Origin of the sequence: Pseudomonas putida, from assembly GCA_029953615.1 — a bacterium.
GTDB lineage: Bacteria > Pseudomonadota > Gammaproteobacteria > Pseudomonadales > Pseudomonadaceae > Aquipseudomonas.
Genome location: CP124529.1, coordinates 3,020,930 through 3,040,242, shown reverse-complemented (window position 1 = coordinate 3,040,242; position 19,313 = coordinate 3,020,930). Strand labels below are relative to the sequence as shown.

The window sequence follows — 19,313 nt, the reverse complement described above, 5'->3', positions numbered from 1 at the left end:
CTCCAACGCTGAAATCCTGGGGCTGCGTTGCAGCCCTTTTGCGACACAAGGCCGCTCCTACAGACGTGCCCCCGAAAGCGCGATCAGATCAGCGAGCGAACCCGCAGCTCTTTGGGCATTGAGAAGGTGATGTTTTCCTCCCGCCCATCCAGTTCTTCAGCACCGCTGGCGCCCCAGGCCTTTAGCTGCTCGATCACGCCACGCACCAGCACTTCGGGGGCAGAAGCACCGGCGGTAATGCCAATTCGCGCCGCCTGGTCGAACCAGCCACGTTGCAGGTCCTCGGCACCGTCGATCAAATAGGCCGGGGTGCCCATGCGCTCGGCCAGCTCGCGCAGGCGGTTGGAGTTGGAGCTGTTCGGGCTGCCCACCACCAGTACCACGTCGCACTCGTCCGCCAGTTGCTTGACCGCGTCCTGGCGGTTCTGGGTGGCATAGCAGATGTCGTCCTTGCGCGGGCCACCGATGTTCGGGAAGCGCGCACGCAGGGCGTCAATGACACGGCTGGTGTCGTCCATCGACAGCGTGGTCTGGGTAACAAAGGCCAGGTGGTCCGGGTCGCGCACCTGCAGGTTGGCAACATCTTCCTCGTCTTCGACGAGGTAGATGGCACCGCCGTTGCTGGCGTCGTACTGGCCCATGGTGCCTTCGACTTCCGGGTGCCCTTCGTGACCGATGAGAATGCACTCGCGGCCGTCGCGGCTGTACTTGGCCACTTCGATGTGCACCTTGGTCACCAGCGGGCAGGTGGCATCGAACACTTTCAGGCCACGGCCAGCGGCTTCCTGGCGCACGGCCTGGGAAACGCCGTGGGCACTGAAGATGACGATGACATCGTCCGGCACCTGGTCCAGCTCTTCAACGAAGATGGCACCACGGTTGCGCAGGTCTTCCACCACGAACTTGTTGTGCACCACTTCGTGACGCACATAGATCGGCGGGCCGAAGACTTCCAGCGCGCGGTTGACGATCTCGATCGCCCGGTCGACCCCCGCGCAGAAGCCGCGAGGGTTGGCGAGTTTGATTTGCATGCTCGGCTCCAGGCTTACAGGGCCTTCACCTCGAGGATCTCCACCTCGAAGGTCAGGGTCTTGCCAGCCAGTGGGTGATTGAAGTCGATGGTCACCTGGTCGTCGTCGAACGCTTTGACCACACCCGGCAGCTCGGTGTTGGCGGCGTCGTTGAAGATGATCAACAGCCCTTCGGACAACTCCATGCCCTCGAACTGGGACCGCGGCATGACTTGCACGTTCTGCGGGTTGGGCTGGCCGAAGGCGTTCTCCGGGGCCACCACGACGGTACGCTTGTCACCGCCCTTGAAACCGAACAGGGCGTTCTCGAAACCTGGCAGCAGGTTGCCATCGCCGACCTTGAAGGTGGCAGGAGCCTTGTCGAACGTGCTGTCGACGGTGTCGCCGTTTTCCAGGTGCAGCGCGAAGTGCAGGGTGACTTCGGTGTTCTGGCCGATACGGGTGTCAGTCATGGACCGGATCCTCGGACTTCTTGCTCTTGAACATATCCAGCGCCAGCATCACCGCACCAACGGTGATGGCGCTGTCGGCCAGGTTGAAGGCCGGGAAGTAATGGCGGTTCTGCCAGTGCACCAGGATGAAGTCGACCACATGGCCGAGCACAACGCGGTCGTACAAGTTGCCGATCGCGCCACCCAGCACCAGCGCCAGCGCCACGGCCAGCCAGGTCTCGTTGCGCCCCAGGCGCTTGAGCCAGACCACCAGCACGGCACTGACCGCCACGGCAATCAGGGCGAACAGCCAGCGCTGCCAGCCGGAGCTTTCCGCCAGGAAGCTGAACGCCGCACCGGTGTTGTAGGCCAGGGTCCAGCTGAAGTAGTCAGGGATGACGACAACCTGCTGGTACATGGTCAGGGCATTGTTGAAATACAGCTTTGTGGCCTGGTCGAGGACCAGTACCACCAGGCTCAGCCAAAGCCATGCAAGGCGCCCGAAGCGCCCCGCTACAGGGTTAGGCATAGTGGCGCACCTCGCCGGAACCGCTCAGGTTGTCGACGCAACGGCCGCAGATTTCCGGGTGCTCCGGGTGGCTGCCGACGTCGGCGCGGAAGTGCCAGCAACGGCCGCACTTGGCGTGACCGGACTTGACCACTTGCAGCTTGAGGCCCTCCACTTCGGTGGCCACGGCTTCGGCCGGCGCCTGTGCGAATGGCACTACGCTGGCGGCCGAGGTGATCAGCACGAAACGCAGCTCGTCGCCCAGCTTGCCCAGGTCGGCACTCAGGCCTTCGTCGGCGTACAGGGTGACTTCGGCCTGCAGGTTGCCGCCGATGACCTTGGCGGTACGCTGGTTTTCCAGCTCCTTGTTGACCGATGCCTTGACGGCCATCACGCGGTCCCAGTAGGCGCGGTCCAGCTCGGTGCCTTCCGGCAGCTCGCTCAGGCCCTCGTACCAGCCATTGAGCATCACCGACTCGTTGCGCTCGCCCGGCAGGTACTGCCAGATTTCGTCGGCGGTGAACGCCAGGATCGGCGCGATCCAGCGCACCAGCGCTTCGCTGATGTGGTACAGCGCGGTCTGGCAGGAACGGCGGGCGACACTGTTGGCGCCGGTGGTGTACTGGCGGTCCTTGATGATGTCGAGGTAGAAGCCGCCCAGTTCCTGCACGCAGAAGTTGTGCACCTTGGAGTAGACGTTCCAGAAACGGTACTCGCTGTAGTGCTCTTCCAGTTCGCGTTGCAGCAGCAAGGTGCGGTCCACCGCCCAGCGGTCCAGCGCCAACATGTCTTGCGGGGCCAGCAGGTCGCGGGCCGGGTCGAAGCCGGACAGGTTGGACAGCAGGAAGCGTGCAGTGTTGCGGATACGGCGGTAGGCGTCGGCGCTGCGCTGCAGGATCTGCTCGGAAACGGCCATTTCACCGGAATAGTCGGTAGCGGCTACCCACAGGCGCAGAATGTCGGCACCCAGGGTGTTGTTGACCTTCTCCGGCTCGATGGTGTTGCCCAGCGACTTGGACATCTTGCGGCCGTTCTCGTCCACGGTGAAACCATGGGTCAGCAGCTCGCGGTACGGCGCGTGGCCGTCGATGGCGCAACCGGTCAGCAGGGACGAGTGGAACCAGCCGCGGTGCTGGTCGGAACCTTCCAGATAAAGGTCGGCACGCGGGCCGGTGGCGTGGCCGATGTCGTGCGAGCCACGCAGCACGTGCCAGTGGGTGGTACCCGAGTCGAACCACACATCGAGGGTGTCGGTGATCTTGTCGTACTGCTCGGCTTCAGCACCCAGCAGTTCGGCGGCGTCCAGCTTGAACCAGGCCTCGATGCCTTGCTGTTCGACGCGCTTGGCCACGGCTTCCATCAACTCGACGGTGCGCGGGTGCAGCTCGCCGGTCTGCTTGTGCAGGAAGAACGGGATCGGCACACCCCAGTTGCGCTGACGCGAGATGCACCAGTCCGGGCGGTTGGCGATCATCGAATGCAGGCGCGCCTGGCCCCAGGCCGGGACAAACTTGGTGTCCTCGATGGCTTTCAGCGCACGCTCACGCAGCGGCTCGCCGGTGGTCGGCTGCTTGTCCATGCCCACGAACCACTGCGCGGTGGCGCGGTAGATCAGCGGCGTCTTGTGGCGCCAGCAGTGCATGTAGCTGTGGCTGATGGTTTCGGTGTGCATCAGCGCACCGACTTCGCTCAGTTTGTCGACGATGGCCGGGTTGGCCTTCCAGATGAACTGGCCACCGAAGAATGGCAGCGAGTCGACGTATACGCCGTTGCTCTGCACCGGGGTGAGGATGTCGTCGTTGACCATGCCGTAGCGCTTGCAGGTAACGAAGTCGTCTTCACCGTAGGCTGGCGAGGAGTGCACCACGCCGGTACCGGCACCCAGTTCGACGTAGTCGGCCAGGTAGACTGGCGACAGGCGGTCATAGAACGGGTGGCGGAAGTTGATCAGTTCCAGCGCCGAACCTTGGGCGGTGGCGATGACCGAGCCTTCCAGGCTGTAGCGCTTGAGGCACGCCTCGACCAGCTCTTCGGCCAGTACCAGCAGGCGCTCGCCGGTGTCGACCAGGGCGTACTTGAACTCCGGGTGGATGTTCAGCGCCTGGTTGGCCGGGATGGTCCACGGGGTGGTGGTCCAGATCACGATGGCGGCCGGCTTGGCCAGCGAAGCCAGGCCGAAGGCAGCGGCCAGCTTGGCCTCGTCGGCTACCGGGAAGGCAACGTCGATGGTCTGCGATTTCTTGTCGGCGTACTCCACTTCGGCCTCGGCCAGGGCCGAGCCGCAATCGAAGCACCAGTTCACCGGCTTCAGGCCCTTGAACACGAAGCCTTGCTTGACCATTTCGGCCAGGGCGCGGATTTCGCCGGCCTCGTTGGCGAAGTTCATGGTCTTGTACGGGTTGTCCCAGTCACCCAGCACGCCCAGGCGGATGAACTCGGTCTTCTGCCCTTCGATCTGCTCGGCGGCATACTCGCGGCACAGCTCGCGGGTGCGGTCGGCGGACAGGTGCTTGCCGTGGGTGACCTCGACCTTGTGCTCGATCGGCAGGCCATGGCAGTCCCAGCCCGGCACGTACGGCGCATCGAAGCCGGCCAGGGTCTTGGAACGGACGATCATGTCCTTGAGGATCTTGTTCAGCGCATGACCGATGTGAATCTTGCCGTTGGCATAGGGCGGGCCGTCGTGCAGGACGAACTTGGGACGATCCTTGCCAATTTCGCGCAGCTTCTGGTACAGGCCAATGCTGTCCCAGCGCTGCAGGATCTGCGGTTCGCGCTGAGGCAGGCCGGCCTTCATGGGGAAGGCGGTGTCCGGAAGGTTAAGCGTGGCTTTGTAGTCGGTCATTTCAGGCTCTTCGTTAGCGGTTGAGCGTGCCAATGTGCACGTGCGGCGGCGATATCCGCATCGATCGCCGACTTCAGCGCCTCCAGGGAGGCGAATCGCTGCTCTTCACGCAGCTTGTGGTGGAACTCCACCGTCAGGCGCCGGCCATACAGGTCGCCGGCATAATCCAGCAGATGAATTTCCAGGTGCGGGCGCCCGTCACCGGCAACGGTGGGACGCACGCCGATATTGCCGACACCCGGCCAGGCCTTGCCGTCGATTTCGATGCTGGCCAGGTAGACCCCGGACAGCGGCACGCGGCGGCGCTTGAGCTGGATGTTGGCGGTAGGTGTGCCGAGCTGGCGGGCCAGCTTCTGGCCATGCAGCACGCGGCCGGTGATGCGGTACGGGCGGCCCAGCAGGTGCTCGGCCAGCTCGAAGTTGCCATCGGCCAGGGCTTTGCGCACTTCGGTGCTGCTGACCCGCAGGCCATCCTGGATCACCGTGTTGGCGGCCTCGACGGTGAAACCGTATTGCTCGCCAGCGCCAACCAGGAAGGCGAAGTCGCCGGCACGGTCGCAACCGAAGCGGAAGTCATCGCCCACTTCAAGGTGGCGTACACCCAGGCCGTCGACCAGGATGGCCTTGACGAAGGCGTCGGCGCTGAGCTTGCTCAGGCGCTGGTTGAACGCCAGGCACAGCACCCGGTCGATACCTTCGGCCGTCAGCAGCTCGATCTTGTCGCGCAGGCGGGCCAGCCGGGCCGGCGCGGTGTCGGGGGCGAAGTACTCGCGTGGTTGCGGTTCGAAGATCACCACACAGGTCGGCAGGCCCAAGGCCTGGCCGCGCTCGCGCAGACGCGCCAGGATCGCCTGGTGGCCGCGGTGAACCCCGTCGAAGTTGCCAATGGTGGCGACACAGCCCCGGTGCTCGGGGCGCAGGTTGTGAAGACCTCGAACCAGCTGCATAACGCGCTTCTTGCTCATAAAGTGGCCGATTATAACCACACCCGGGCGCCGGTGACAGGCAGCAGCGCCCAAGGGTGGCATGGAATGCGAAAAACCGACGCCTGACCCGCCCGATGCCTCAATGCAAGGCCTTGCGGGCGAAATGCCGGGGCCGGAAGCCGCACAGGTACAGGCAGCCGAAATAGGTCACGACGCCCGCCAGCACCAGAGCCCCCAGGCGCACCAGGCGCTCGAGCATGTTGCCCTGCTCCCAGGCCGGCAGGTAATGCATGCCGGCCAGCAACACCGCCGACATCAGCCCCACCGCCAGCACCAGCTTGATCAGGAACATCGCCCAGCCTGGCTGCGGCTGGAACAGCTGCTGGCTGCGCAGCTTCCAGAACAGCAAGCCGGCGTTCAGGCAGGCCCCCAGGCTGATCGCCAGGGCCAGGCCGGCATGCGCGAGCGGGCCGATCAGGGCCAGGTTGAACACTTGGGTGCAGACCAGGGTGAATACCGCGATCTTTACCGGTGTGCGGATATTCTGCTGCGCATAGAAGCCGGGTGCCAGTACCTTGACCAGAATGATCGCCAGCAAGCCCACGGAATACGCGATCAGCGCCCGCTGGGTCATGGCTGCATCGACGGCCGTGAACTTGCCGTACTGGAACAGCGCCACGGTCAATGGCTCGGCGAGGATGGCCAGGGCCAGGGTGCAGGGCAACACCAGCAGGAAGCACAGGCGCAGGCCCCAGTCGAGGATCCGCGAGTATTCCTCACGATCCTTGTTGGCGTAGGTCTTGGCCAGGGTCGGCAGCAGTATGGTACCCAGGGCTACCCCCAGCACGCCGGAAGGCAGCTCCATGAGGCGGTCGGCGTAGTACATCCACGACACCGAGCCGGCCACCAGGAAGGAGGCAAAGATGGTGTTGATGATCAGCGAGATCTGGCTCACCGACACCCCGAGTATCGCCGGCAGCATCTGCTTGAGCACCCGCCATACGCCGGCATCGCGCAGATTCAGGCGTGGCAGCACGAGCATGCCGATCTTTTTCAGCGCTGGCAGCTGGTACAGCAACTGCGCCAGGCCACCGGCCAGCACGCCCCAGGCCAGGGCCATGATTGGCGGGTCGAAATACGGCGTGAGCAGCACGGCGAAGGCGATCATCGCCACATTCAGCAGGGTCGGGGTAAAGGCCGGCACCGAGAAGCGGTTCCAGGTATTGAGGATCGCACCGGCCAGGGACGACAGCGAGATCAGCAATATATAAGGAAAAGTCACCCGTAACAGGGCGGTGGTCAGCTGGTATTTTTCGGCGCTGTCGACAAAACCCGGCGCTGTCGCCCACACCACCCAAGGTGCCGCCAGGATGCCGATGGCCGTCACCAGCGCCAGCACCAGGGTCAGCAGGCCGCTGACATAGGCGACGAAGGTACGGGTGGCCTCCTCGCCTTGCTGGGTCTTGTACTCGGCCAGGATCGGCACGAACGCCTGGGAAAACGCACCTTCGGCGAAGATGCGCCGCAGCAGGTTGGGCAGCTTGAAGGCAATAAAGAAGGCATCGGTGGCGATGCCGGCGCCGAATACACGCGCCAGGATGGTGTCACGGACAAAGCCCAGCACCCGCGAAATCATGGTGATCGAGCTTACCGCAGCCAGGGATTTGAGCAGGTTCATCGAAAAGATTCACGCCAAGGGCAGAGGACGCTGCCAGACAGCGTCCGAATGTGCGATACTCCCGCGCCTTCGCAGGGGAGCCAAAAATTCCCGAGTTTACAGGTCGCGCAGCAGAAAGGAATATTTCCCTCTTGTTGGCGCACCGCTCGGCGGAACCTTGCAGGTGGCCTTGACATCCGTCCGACTGATCGGCATGATTCGCGGCCTATTTTGTTTGCTATTTACCTAAAGTCTTTCGAGGAGCTCGACGGTGGCCAACACACCTTCCGCCAAGAAACGTGCAAAACAGGCTGAGAAGCGTCGCAGCCACAACGCCAGCCTGCGTTCCATGGTCCGCACCTACATCAAGAATGTAGTCAAAGCCATCGACGCAAAAGACGCCGAAAAAGCGCAAGCCGCTTACGTTCTGGCTGTGCCTGTAATCGACCGTATGGCCGACAAGGGCATCATCCACAAGAACAAGGCTGCTCGTCACAAAGGCCGTCTGAATGGCCACATCAAGGCGCTGAAAGAAGCTGCAGCTGCCTAAGCGACGCGCTAGTCGAAAAGCCGACCCTAGGGTCGGCTTTTTGTTGCCTGCGATTTGTGCAACATCGCCGCCCCCCTGCTGCGACCTGTGCAATATCGCCGATCCGCCTTTGTAGGAGCGGCCTTGTGTCGCGATCGGGCTGCGCAGCAGCCCCAGCAATATCAGCATCGACGCTGAAACCGAGGGGCCGCTGCGCAGCCCGATCGCGACACAAGGCCGCTCCTACAAAAAGCAGGGCCGTGCTTGCCAAATGTTACTTGGCTATCTGAATCTTCGGCGCCCACTGCAGCCATTCATCCTCGGCCTTGTCGAACAAGGCGAATGTCTGCTGCGGCCGTGCCGGGTTGCCCATCTGCTCGCCATCCGGCGTGGCAAAGGCGATACCGCCGTCGATCAACGTCTCCACCGACTCGGTACGCACCGTAGCCCCCTTGAACAGCCCCCAGTCGAAACCGAAGCCACTGCTGTTCCAGAAGCGGCTGCCGCTGCGCACCAGGGCCGCATAGCGTGGCTCGATCAGGATATGGATCAACACGCGGTCAGCGCTCTGGCCCAACTCGAAGCCTGTCACCTTGCCCACCGCTACCTCACGGTAGGTCACCGGCACACCCGGCTTGATCGAGCCACGGCGCGGAGCGCTCAGCGTCAACGGTAGGCCGACTTCAGGCCCTGCCACCTGCGGGGCGTCGGCCAAGGCGATGAAATCGCGCTGTGGCCCACGGTCCTTGGCAGCCGGCTGCACTTCCAGATACTGCCCACCCACCAGAGTGTCGAGGTTCTGCGTGCGCACCAGGCCAAAGGCTGGCTTGACCACCCAGAACTGCGTACCGACCCGGGCGATACGGTCGGCCGCTTCGGTAATGCGCGCCCGCAGCAGCACCGCTTGCAGGTCATCGGTCAGGTCGACGCTTTCGATGCTGCCCACATCCAGGCCACGGAAGCGAATCGCCGTGCCCGGTTTGAGGCCATCGGCACGGTCCACACGAATGGTGATCAACGTACCCGCGCGGTTGACCGCGTCCTGGCTGTCATGCAGGCGGAAGCGTGGAATGTGGCGCTTGAGCGGCACATCGGGCCGTGGTGTGTCGAACGCGATACCGCCGGCCATCAGGGTCTGCAGTGATTCACTCTTGATCTTGATGCCCGACAGGCCGCCTGTCAGGGTGATACCACTGACATTCCAGAAGCGCGACGAACCATTGACCAGCTTTTCGTACTCCTTCTCGATATGCACACCAATCAGGATGCGGTTGCTGTTGCGCGCGAACTGGTAGCTCTGCACGCTACCCACCTTCACCTGGCGGTACATGACCGGGCTACCAACCTCCAGCGAACCCAGGGTGTCGGCGAACAACACCATGTGCAAGCCTGGTGCCTTGAGGTCGAGCGGGGGCGCCTTGGCGCGGGCTTCGAACTCACGCTCGGGCCGCGCGCCCTTGTCACCAGGGCGAATGGCGATGTAGTTGCCCTTGACCAGCGCCTCCAGGCCGGTGATACCCGCCAGGGAAATCGATGGCTTGACCACCCAGAACTGCGTGCCCTCGACCAGATAATCCTCGGCCAACGGGTCCAACGTCAGCTCGGCCGACGCACTGGCCAGGTTGTCTGCCATCGTCAGGGATTTCAGCGAGCCCACCTGGATGCCCTTGTACATCACTGGCGTACGGCCCGCCTGCAGGCCCTCGTAATCGCTCAGCTTGACCTTTACCCGGATACCGGCCTGGGCCGCGTCGAAGTCTTCATACAGACGGAACGGCAGGTTCGAGTCTGTGGGTGGGCTGTCCTTGCGGTGTTCCGGTGTGGCAAAGGCGATACCACCGGCGACAATGCTCGACAGCGATTCGCTACGCACTTTCACGCCCGAGAGCGATGCATCGATGCTGACGCCGCTGGCGTTCCAGAAACGCGTGTGCTTGCGCACCAGGCTGGCATAGGCCGGCTCGATGAAGACTTTGATCTCGACGGTGCTCTGGTCCTCGGACAGCCGATAGCTTTTAACCCGGCCCACCTGGATCTGCTTGTAGAACACCGGGCTGTCACGGTTGAGCGAGCCCAGCCGCTCGGCCTTGAGGGTCAGGTGCAGGCCGGGCTCGGTGTCCGACAGCGGTGGCGCCACCTTCAAGGCAGTAAAACGCTTGGTGCGCTCCCCCTCCCCCGGGCTGACCGCGATATAGTTGCCTGACACCAGTGTTTCAAGGCCGGAGATACCCGCCAGGCTGACGCTCGGCTTCACCAGCCAGAAACGCGTACCTTTGGTCAGATGCGGCTCGGCAGCCTTGTTCATCTCGATGGTGGCGATCACCCCCTGGTTCTCACCCTTGGCGTCGAGCACCAGGCTTTTGACCTTGCCCACCGGCATGCCCTTGTAGATCACCTCAGTCTTGTTGGCGACGATACCTTCGCCCGACTCGAAGCGGACTTCAATTTCCACACCGGCATCACGGTAAGCCTGCCACGCAAGCCAGCCACCAATCATCAAGGCGATCAAAGGCAGGATCCAGATGGCCGACCAGTTCGAGGCTGGGCGGGTTTTAGCCGTTGGCAGGTCACTCATGGTCGTCATCCGACTCCGTGTTATCCCAAATCAGTCGGGGATCAAAAGTTAAAGCGGCAAGCATTGTGAGGATCACCACAGTTGCAAAGGCTACAGCGCCCAGGTTGGCTTCGACACTGGCTATTCGGCCGAAATTCACCACCGCCACCAGAATGGCGATAACGAAGATATCGAGCATGGACCAGCGCCCAATGAATTCGATGAAGCGGTACATCAATATCCGCTGCCGCGCCGAAAGCGGTTGCCGACGCTGAACGGAGTACAACAGCAAGCCAATGCCCACCAGCTTGAACGTGGGCACCAGGATACTGGCAATGAACACCACGGCAGCAATCGGCAACATGCCATGCTTGAGCAAGGTGATGACGCCGGACATGATCGTGTCGGGGCTGCCTTGGCCCAGAGTGCTCACGGTCATGATCGGTAGCATGTTGGCCGGGATGTACAGGATCGACGCGGCAATCAGCAGCGCCCAGGTACGCGCGATGCTGTTCGGCCGACGGGCATGCACGATGGCGCCGCAGCGTGTACAGGTTTGTGAGGTGCTGCCTGGCTGTTGCCGGTTCAGCTCGTGACATTCATTGCAGACAAGAATGCCTGCATCAATCGCCCGCATGCAGGTCCTCCCCTGATAGCGCACTCCAGATCTGGTGCGGTGACATCACCACTTCGAGCCAAACCTGGATCAGTAACAGGCTGATGAAGCAGAACAGCCCCAGGCCCACGGTCAGTTCGGCAAGGTCCACCAGTTTGACGATGGCCACCAACACGCCCATGAAATAGACCTCGAGCATGCCCCAGTCCCGCAAGTGGTGATAGATGCGGTAGAACAGCAGGCCGAAGTTACGCCCCACGTTCAGGCGGATGCTCAATAGCACGAACAGCTGGCAGAGCAGTTTTGCCAACGGTATGGCCATGCTGCAGAGGAACACCACCACGGCCACACCGCGCATTTGCGAATTGTACAGGCCCAGCACGCCACTCCAGACGGTATCGTCCGACGTCTGGCCAAGCAGGTGCAGCTGCATGATCGGCAGGAAATTGGCCGGCACAAACAGCAGCAGGGCGGTGAGTACCAAGGCCAGGCTGCGGTTGACCACATTGTGCCGATGGGCGTAGAGCTCGTAGCCGCAGCGCGGGCATTGTGCCTTCTCATCATGCTGGAGCACAGGCTTGCGCAGTAGCAGGTCGCATTCGTGGCAAGCGACAAGCTCGTCCAGCGGCAACTGGGCCAGGGTTTCAGGTTCGACAGGATTGGGCATATAGCGCTTCTGAATAGGTGCGTGGGGCTATTCTAGTGTTCTGGCTCGAATTGTGGGAGGAGATCGCCGGTCAGACTGACAGGGTTGCTGGAGCGGTCCCCTGTGGGAGCGGCCGTGGCCGCGAACACCGGCGTAGCCGGTGCCATGCACCGCGTCGCCTGCTTCGCGGGCTTGCCCGCTCCTACACAGGGGATTGCGTAGGGCTGGAGATTTTTGCGCCACAAAGACAAAACCCCTACCTGCATGTGCAGATAGGGGTTTTGCGAAATGAATCTTGACGATGACCTACTCTCACATGGGGAAACCCCACACTACCATCGGCGATGCATCGTTTCACTGCTGAGTTCGGGATGGGATCAGGTGGTTCCAATGCTCTATGGTCGTCAAGAAATTCTGTTGCCAGAATGCCTTTTGAACACTCTTGGCTAATTCGGATATGTGATCTCTGTGAAGTTGCGAACTTTCGGTTCTTTCGTCTTCACCACCACAATTTGGCTTTCGTGCGCAAATTGCTTGGGTGTTATATGGTCAAGCCTCACGGGCAATTAGTATTGGTTAGCTCAACGCCTCACAGCGCTTACACACCCAACCTATCAACGTCGTAGTCTTCGACGGCCCTTTAGGGGATTCAAGATCCCAGTGAGATCTCATCTTGAGGCAAGTTTCCCGCTTAGATGCTTTCAGCGGTTATCTCTTCCGAACATAGCTACCCGGCAATGCCACTGGCGTGACAACCGGAACACCAGAGGTTCGTCCACTCCGGTCCTCTCGTACTAGGAGCAGCCCCTCTCAAATCTCAAACGTCCACGGCAGATAGGGACCGAACTGTCTCACGACGTTCTAAACCCAGCTCGCGTACCACTTTAAATGGCGAACAGCCATACCCTTGGGACCGGCTTCAGCCCCAGGATGTGATGAGCCGACATCGAGGTGCCAAACACCGCCGTCGATATGAACTCTTGGGCGGTATCAGCCTGTTATCCCCGGAGTACCTTTTATCCGTTGAGCGATGGCCCTTCCATACAGAACCACCGGATCACTAAGACCTACTTTCGTACCTGCTCGACGTGTTTGTCTCGCAGTCAAGCGCGCTTTTGCCTTTATACTCTACGACCGATTTCCGACCGGTCTGAGCGCACCTTCGTACTCCTCCGTTACTCTTTGGGAGGAGACCGCCCCAGTCAAACTACCCACCATACACTGTCCTCGATCCGGATAACGGACCTGAGTTAGAACCTCAAAGTTGCCAGGGTGGTATTTCAAGGATGGCTCCATGAGAACTGGCGTCCCCACTTCAAAGCCTCCCACCTATCCTACACAAGCAAATTCAAAGTCCAGTGCAAAGCTATAGTAAAGGTTCACGGGGTCTTTCCGTCTAGCCGCGGATACACTGCATCTTCACAGCGATTTCAATTTCACTGAGTCTCGGGTGGAGACAGCGCCGCCATCGTTACGCCATTCGTGCAGGTCGGAACTTACCCGACAAGGAATTTCGCTACCTTAGGACCGTTATAGTTACGGCCGCCGTTTACCGGGGCTTCGATCAAGAGCTTCGCTTGCGCTAACCCCATCAATTAACCTTCCGGCACCGGGCAGGCGTCACACCCTATACGTCCACTTTCGTGTTTGCAGAGTGCTGTGTTTTTAATAAACAGTCGCAGCGGCCTGGTATCTTCGACCGGCATGGGCTTACGGAGCAAGTCCTTCACCCTCGCCGGCGCACCTTCTCCCGAAGTTACGGTGCCATTTTGCCTAGTTCCTTCACCCGAGTTCTCTCAAGCGCCTTGGTATTCTCTACCTAACCACCTGTGTCGGTTTGGGGTACGGTTCCCAGTTATCTGAAGCTTAGGAGCTTTTCTTGGAAGCATGGTATCAACCACTTCGTCGCCTAGAGGCAACTCGTCATCAGCTCTCGGCCTTGAAATCCCGGATTTGCCTAAGATTTCAGCCTACCACCTTAAACCTGGACAACCAACGCCAGGCTGGCCTAACCTTCTCCGTCCCTCCATCGCAATAACTGGAAGTACAGGAATATTAACCTGTTTTCCATCGACTACGCTTTTCAGCCTCGCCTTAGGGACCGACTAACCCTGCGTCGATTAACGTTGCGCAGGAAACCTTGGTCTTTCGGCGTGCGAGTTTTTCACTCGCATTGTCGTTACTCATGTCAGCATTCGCACTTCTGATACCTCCAGCAAGCTTCTCAACTCACCTTCACAGGCTTACAGAACGCTCCTCTACCGCGTCATCAAAGATGACACCCGTAGCTTCGGTGCATGGTTTGAGCCCCGTTACATCTTCCGCGCAGGCCGACTCGACTAGTGAGCTATTACGCTTTCTTTAAAGGGTGGCTGCTTCTAAGCCAACCTCCTAGCTGTCTAAGCCTTCCCACATCGTTTCCCACTTAACCATGACTTTGGGACCTTAGCTGACGGTCTGGGTTGTTTCCCTTTTCACGACGGACGTTAGCACCCGCCGTGTGTCTCCCATGCTCGGCACTTCCAGGTATTCGGAGTTTGCATCGGTTTGGTAAGTCGGGATGACCCCCTAGCCGAAACAGTGCTCTACCCCCTGGAGTGATACATGAGGCGCTACCTAAATAGCTTTCGAGGAGAACCAGCTATCTCCGAGCTTGATTAGCCTTTCACTCCGATCCACAGGTCATCCGCTAACTTTTCAACGGTAGTCGGTTCGGTCCTCCAGTCAGTGTTACCTAACCTTCAACCTGCCCATGGATAGATCGCCCGGTTTCGGGTCTATACCCAGCGACTAAACGCCCTATTAAGACTCGCTTTCGCTACGCCTCCCCTATTCGGTTAAGCTCGCCACTGAATATAAGTCGCTGACCCATTATACAAAAGGTACGCAGTCACCTAACAAAGTAGGCTCCCACTGCTTGTACGCATACGGTTTCAGGTTCTATTTCACTCCCCTCTCCGGGGTTCTTTTCGCCTTTCCCTCACGGTACTGGTTCACTATCGGTCAGTCAGTAGTATTTAGCCTTGGAGGATGGTCCCCCCATATTCAGACAAAGTTTCTCGTGCTCCGTCCTACTCGATTTCATTGACAAGAGATTTTCGTGTACGGGGCTATCACCCACTATGGCCGCACTTTCCAGAGCGTTCCACTAATCTCAAATCAACTTAAGGGCTGGTCCCCGTTCGCTCGCCACTACTAAGGGAATCTCGGTGGATTTCTTTTCCTCAGGGTACTTAGATGTTTCAGTTCCCCTGGTTCGCCTCTTGCACCTATGTATTCAGTACAAGATACTCAGCTTATGCTGAGTGGGTTCCCCCATTCAGAGATCTCTGGATCACAGTCTGTTTGCCGACTCCCCAAAGCTTATCGCAGGCTACCACGTCTTTCATCGCCTCTGACTGCCAAGGCATCCACCGTATGCGCTTCTTCACTTGACCATATAACCCCAAGCAATCTGGTTATACTGTGAAGACGACATTCGCCGAAAATTCGCATGTTGCGCTTTCGCGCAGAACTCACAAATTTTACCTTAGCCTGATTTCCAGCAGTGAAACTGGTCATCAGTCTATATCTATCACATATCCGAATTTTTAAAGAACGATCTGACAAAAGTCAGAAATCAACATTCGAACTGAATGTTCATTTCTAAGTTCTGACAAGTAACTGCGTACTACGAAAGTGGTGGAGCCAAGCGGGATCGAACCGCTGACCTCCTGCGTGCAAGGCAGGCGCTCTCCCAGCTGAGCTATGGCCCCGTATTCTCTACGGCTAAACCATGTAATGGTAGGTCTGGGCAGATTTGAACTGCCGACCTCACCCTTATCAGGGGTGCGCTCTAACCAACTGAGCTACAGACCTATAACAGGGTCGCGTTACAGCATCGTCTTTTACAATGAATCAAGCAATTCGTGTGGGAGCTCATCAGCAGGCTGATGTCGTCGATTAAGGAGGTGATCCAGCCGCAGGTTCCCCTACGGCTACCTTGTTACGACTTCACCCCAGTCATGAATCACACCGTGGTAACCGTCCTCCCGAAGGTTAGACTAGCTACTTCTGGTGCAACCCACTCCCATGGTGTGACGGGCGGTGTGTACAAGGCCCGGGAACGTATTCACCGCGACATTCTGATTCGCGATTACTAGCGATTCCGACTTCACGCAGTCGAGTTGCAGACTGCGATCCGGACTACGATCGGTTTTGTGAGATTAGCTCCACCTCGCGGCTTGGCAACCCTCTGTACCGACCATTGTAGCACGTGTGTAGCCCAGGCCGTAAGGGCCATGATGACTTGACGTCATCCCCACCTTCCTCCGGTTTGTCACCGGCAGTCTCCTTAGAGTGCCCACCATGACGTGCTGGTAACTAAGGACAAGGGTTGCGCTCGTTACGGGACTTAACCCAACATCTCACGACACGAGCTGACGACAGCCATGCAGCACCTGTGTCAGAGTTCCCGAAGGCACCAATCCATCTCTGGAAAGTTCTCTGCATGTCAAGGCCTGGTAAGGTTCTTCGCGTTGCTTCGAATTAAACCACATGCTCCACCGCTTGTGCGGGCCCCCGTCAATTCATTTGAGTTTTAACCTTGCGGCCGTACTCCCCAGGCGGTCAACTTAATGCGTTAGCTGCGCCACTAAAATCTCAAGGATTCCAACGGCTAGTTGACATCGTTTACGGCGTGGACTACCAGGGTATCTAATCCTGTTTGCTCCCCACGCTTTCGCACCTCAGTGTCAGTATCAGTCCAGGTGGTCGCCTTCGCCACTGGTGTTCCTTCCTATATCTACGCATTTCACCGCTACACAGGAAATTCCACCACCCTCTACCGTACTCTAGCTCGCCAGTTTTGGATGCAGTTCCCAGGTTGAGCCCGGGGCTTTCACATCCAACTTAACGAACCACCTACGCGCGCTTTACGCCCAGTAATTCCGATTAACGCTTGCACCCTCTGTATTACCGCGGCTGCTGGCACAGAGTTAGCCGGTGCTTATTCTGTCGGTAACGTCAAAACAGCAAGGTATTAACTTACTGCCCTTCCTCCCAACTTAAAGTGCTTTACAATCCGAAGACCTTCTTCACACACGCGGCATGGCTGGATCAGGCTTTCGCCCATTGTCCAATATTCCCCACTGCTGCCTCCCGTAGGAGTCTGGACCGTGTCTCAGTTCCAGTGTGACTGATCATCCTCTCAGACCAGTTACGGATCGTCGCCTTGGTGAGCCATTACCCCACCAACTAGCTAATCCGACCTAGGCTCATCTGATAGCGCAAGGCCCGAAGGTCCCCTGCTTTCTCCCGTAGGACGTATGCGGTATTAGCGTTCCTTTCGAAACGTTGTCCCCCACTACCAGGCAGATTCCTAGGCATTACTCACCCGTCCGCCGCTGAATCAAGGAGCAAGCTCCCGTCATCCGCTCGACTTGCATGTGTTAGGCCTGCCGCCAGCGTTCAATCTGAGCCATGATCAAACTCTTCAGTTCAATACTGCTTGGGTTTTTAAGAAACCCTAAACTTGGCTCAGCAATCTCAAATGACTATGTGATTTCTCGCATGGCCACTTGTGATGCTGATAATCTTTGTGACTATCAGTCCGTACTCACAAGCACCCACACGAATTGCTTGATTCGATTTGTTAAAGAGCGTTTGGTTAAGAGCTTTTCGTCTCAACCGAGGCGCGCATTCTACGCTTTCCTCATGGCCTGTCAAGCGTTTATTTTGAAGTTTTTTGCGAGAAACTCGTTTAGCTTCAAACACTTGACTCGCTGCGATCTCTCGTAGCGGGAGGCGAATCATACAGCGTTTAGAAGCGCTGTCAACCACCATCTCAACCGCTGTCGATCATTTGATCGGAGCCCTTACAACTTCGCCTTGACTATCTAACTCATTGAATCTCAAGGAGTTTGTCGTTCCGGCGTCGCTGGAAGTGGGGCGCATTATAAGGGGATTCGAGAGGGCGTCAACCTTTAATTTCAAGAAACCTTCATATCGCTTAAAAAGTAAAGCGGGGAGGCCTGCCGGCCTCCCCGCTTCTGCTTCATCCCTTACAAACTAGGGAACGCAAACTGCGACGCCTCATGGCTGGCCCGCTGTGGCCAGCGCTGGGTAATTGCCTTGCGACGGGTATAGAAACGCACCCCATCCGGGCCATAAGCATGCAGATCACCGAACAGCGAGCGCTTCCAGCCACCAAAGCTGTGGTAGGCCACCGGCACCGGCAGCGGTACGTTCACACCGACCATGCCCACTTCGATCTCGTCGCAGAACAGGCGCGCCGCTTCACCGTCACGGGTGAAGATACAGGTGCCGTTGCCATACTCGTGATCGTTGATCAGTTGCATGGCCTGCTCCAGGCTGTTCACCCGCACTACGCACAGTACCGGGCCGAAGATCTCTTCCTTATAGATGCGCATCTCCGGGGTCACCTTGTCGAACAGGGTGCCACCAACGAAGTAGCCATCCTCGTTACCGGCCACACGGAAGCCACGGCCATCCACCACCAGCTTGGCACCAGCAGCAACACCGTCATCAATGTAGCCCACGACCTTGTCACGGGCAGCAGCCGTCACCAGCGGGCCCATGTCCAGGCCGCATGAGGTGCCGGCACCAATCTTCAGTGCCTTGATCTGCGGCTCCAGTTTGGCAATCAGGGCGTCGGCCACCTGATCGCCCACGCACACCGCCACCGAAATGGCCATGCAACGCTCGCCACACGAACCGTAGGCCGCGCCCATCAGCGCGCTGACGGCATTGTCCAGGTCGGCATCCGGCATCAGTACCGCATGGTTCTTCGCACCACCCAGGGCCTGCACACGCTTGCCGCGCTTGGTGCCTTCAGCGTAGATGTACTCGGCGATCGGCGTCGAACCGACGAAGCTCAAGGCCTTCACTTCCGGCGCTTCGATCAGCGCATCCACCGCTTCCTTGTCACCGTGCACCACATTGAGGATGCCCTTCGGCAGGCCTGCTTCCAGCAGCAGCTGGGCAATGAACAGGGTCGAACTCGGGTCGCGCTCGGACGGTTTGAGGATGAAGGCGTTACCGCAGGCGATGGCCAGTGGATACATCCACAGCGGTACCATGGCCGGGAAGTTGAACGGGGTAATACCGGCAACCACGCCCAGCGGCTGGAAGTCGGACCAGGCATCGATGTTCGGGCCGACGTTACGGCTGTACTCGCCTTTCAGCACTTCTGGCGCGGCGCAGGCGAACTCGACGTTCTCGATGCCACGCTTCAGTTCGCCGGCGGCATCTTCCAGGGTTTTGCCGTGCTCTTCGCTGATCATCTGCGCGATACGCGCTTCGTTCTGTTCCAGCAGTTGCTTGAAGCGGAACATCACCTGGGCGCGCTTGGCCGGAGGGGTGTTGCGCCAGGCCGGGAAGGCCGCCTTGGCCGAGTCGATCGCTTCCTGCACGGTCGCGCGGCTGGCCAGCTCGACCTTGCGCACGGCCTGGCCGGTGGACGGGTTGAAGACATCGGCGGTGCGCTCACCCTTGGTAACCAGTTCGCCGTGGATCAGGTGCTGAACAATGCTCATGCAAAACTCCAGATAAAGAAGGTAGAGGCAGGCGC

General features: G+C 59.3%; 11 protein-coding genes, 2 tRNA genes and 3 rRNA genes. 1 reads left to right on the top strand and 15 read right to left on the bottom strand.

From position 1 onward, the window contains the following. Positions 1-83: 83 nt before the first annotated feature. The 6 genes from ispH to murJ all read right to left on the bottom strand — a co-directional run bounded on the left by ispH (position 84) and on the right by murJ (position 7,419). Entirely contained in the window at positions 84-1,031 is a 948-nt protein-coding gene (gene ispH, locus QIY50_13850; GenBank protein ID WGV18571.1) for a 4-hydroxy-3-methylbut-2-enyl diphosphate reductase, read from the bottom strand. A gap of 14 nt (positions 1,032-1,045) precedes the next feature. Further along, positions 1,046-1,483, bottom strand: a complete 438-nt coding sequence (fkpB, locus tag QIY50_13845; GenBank protein ID WGV18570.1) for an FKBP-type peptidyl-prolyl cis-trans isomerase — start codon at positions 1,481-1,483, stop codon at positions 1,046-1,048. Beyond that, complete coding sequence (lspA, locus tag QIY50_13840) at positions 1,476-1,991, bottom strand: signal peptidase II (protein WGV18569.1); 516 nt, start codon at positions 1,989-1,991, stop codon at positions 1,476-1,478. The genes fkpB and lspA overlap by 8 nt, the downstream gene beginning before the upstream one ends. Continuing rightward, positions 1,984-4,815 (bottom strand): isoleucine--tRNA ligase, encoded by a 2,832-nt coding sequence (gene ileS / locus QIY50_13835; GenBank protein WGV18568.1) that lies wholly within the window; start codon positions 4,813-4,815, stop codon positions 1,984-1,986. The genes lspA and ileS overlap by 8 nt, the downstream gene beginning before the upstream one ends. Next, positions 4,812-5,762, bottom strand: coding sequence for a bifunctional riboflavin kinase/FAD synthetase (gene ribF, locus QIY50_13830; protein WGV18567.1), 951 nt, complete (start codon positions 5,760-5,762; stop codon positions 4,812-4,814). The genes ileS and ribF overlap by 4 nt, the downstream gene beginning before the upstream one ends. A gap of 118 nt (positions 5,763-5,880) precedes the next feature. Then, positions 5,881-7,419 carry a murein biosynthesis integral membrane protein MurJ gene (murJ, locus tag QIY50_13825; GenBank protein ID WGV18566.1) on the bottom strand — a complete coding sequence of 513 codons (1,539 nt, stop codon included), beginning with the start codon at positions 7,417-7,419 and terminating at the stop codon, positions 5,881-5,883. A 250-nt stretch (positions 7,420-7,669) separates the two neighbouring features. Here murJ and rpsT point away from each other — a divergent pair, with 250 nt between their 5' ends. After that, entirely contained in the window at positions 7,670-7,948 is a 279-nt protein-coding gene (gene rpsT / locus QIY50_13820; GenBank protein ID WGV18565.1) for a 30S ribosomal protein S20, read from the top strand. 253 nt (positions 7,949-8,201) lie between these two features. On the opposite strand, the gene QIY50_13815 is transcribed toward rpsT, so the two are convergent. From QIY50_13815 to QIY50_13775, 9 genes are all read right to left on the bottom strand, one after another. Further along, a complete protein-coding gene (locus QIY50_13815; protein WGV18564.1) occupies positions 8,202-10,502 on the bottom strand; it encodes an MlaD family protein in 2,301 nt (766 codons plus the stop codon). Continuing rightward, positions 10,495-11,118 (bottom strand): paraquat-inducible protein A, encoded by a 624-nt coding sequence (locus tag QIY50_13810; protein ID WGV18563.1) that lies wholly within the window; start codon positions 11,116-11,118, stop codon positions 10,495-10,497. The genes QIY50_13815 and QIY50_13810 overlap by 8 nt, the downstream gene beginning before the upstream one ends. Next, positions 11,105-11,764, bottom strand: coding sequence for a paraquat-inducible protein A (locus QIY50_13805; protein WGV18562.1), 660 nt, complete (start codon positions 11,762-11,764; stop codon positions 11,105-11,107). The genes QIY50_13810 and QIY50_13805 overlap by 14 nt, the downstream gene beginning before the upstream one ends. 272 nt (positions 11,765-12,036) lie before the next feature. Continuing rightward, positions 12,037-12,152, bottom strand: a 5S ribosomal RNA gene (gene rrf, locus QIY50_13800). A gap of 136 nt (positions 12,153-12,288) precedes the next feature. Then, positions 12,289-15,180: ribosomal RNA gene (locus QIY50_13795) — 23S ribosomal RNA — on the bottom strand. Between the two features lie 242 nt (positions 15,181-15,422). Beyond that, positions 15,423-15,498: transfer RNA gene (locus QIY50_13790), tRNA-Ala, on the bottom strand. A gap of 26 nt (positions 15,499-15,524) precedes the next feature. Further along, positions 15,525-15,601, bottom strand: a tRNA-Ile gene (locus QIY50_13785). Between the two features lie 85 nt (positions 15,602-15,686). Next, positions 15,687-17,223, bottom strand: a 16S ribosomal RNA gene (locus tag QIY50_13780). The 16S, 23S and 5S rRNA genes sit together here with 2 tRNA genes alongside, the layout of an rRNA operon. 561 nt (positions 17,224-17,784) lie before the next feature. Continuing rightward, positions 17,785-19,278 (bottom strand): CoA-acylating methylmalonate-semialdehyde dehydrogenase, encoded by a 1,494-nt coding sequence (locus QIY50_13775; GenBank protein WGV18561.1) that lies wholly within the window; start codon positions 19,276-19,278, stop codon positions 17,785-17,787. Positions 19,279-19,313 lie beyond the last annotated feature (35 nt).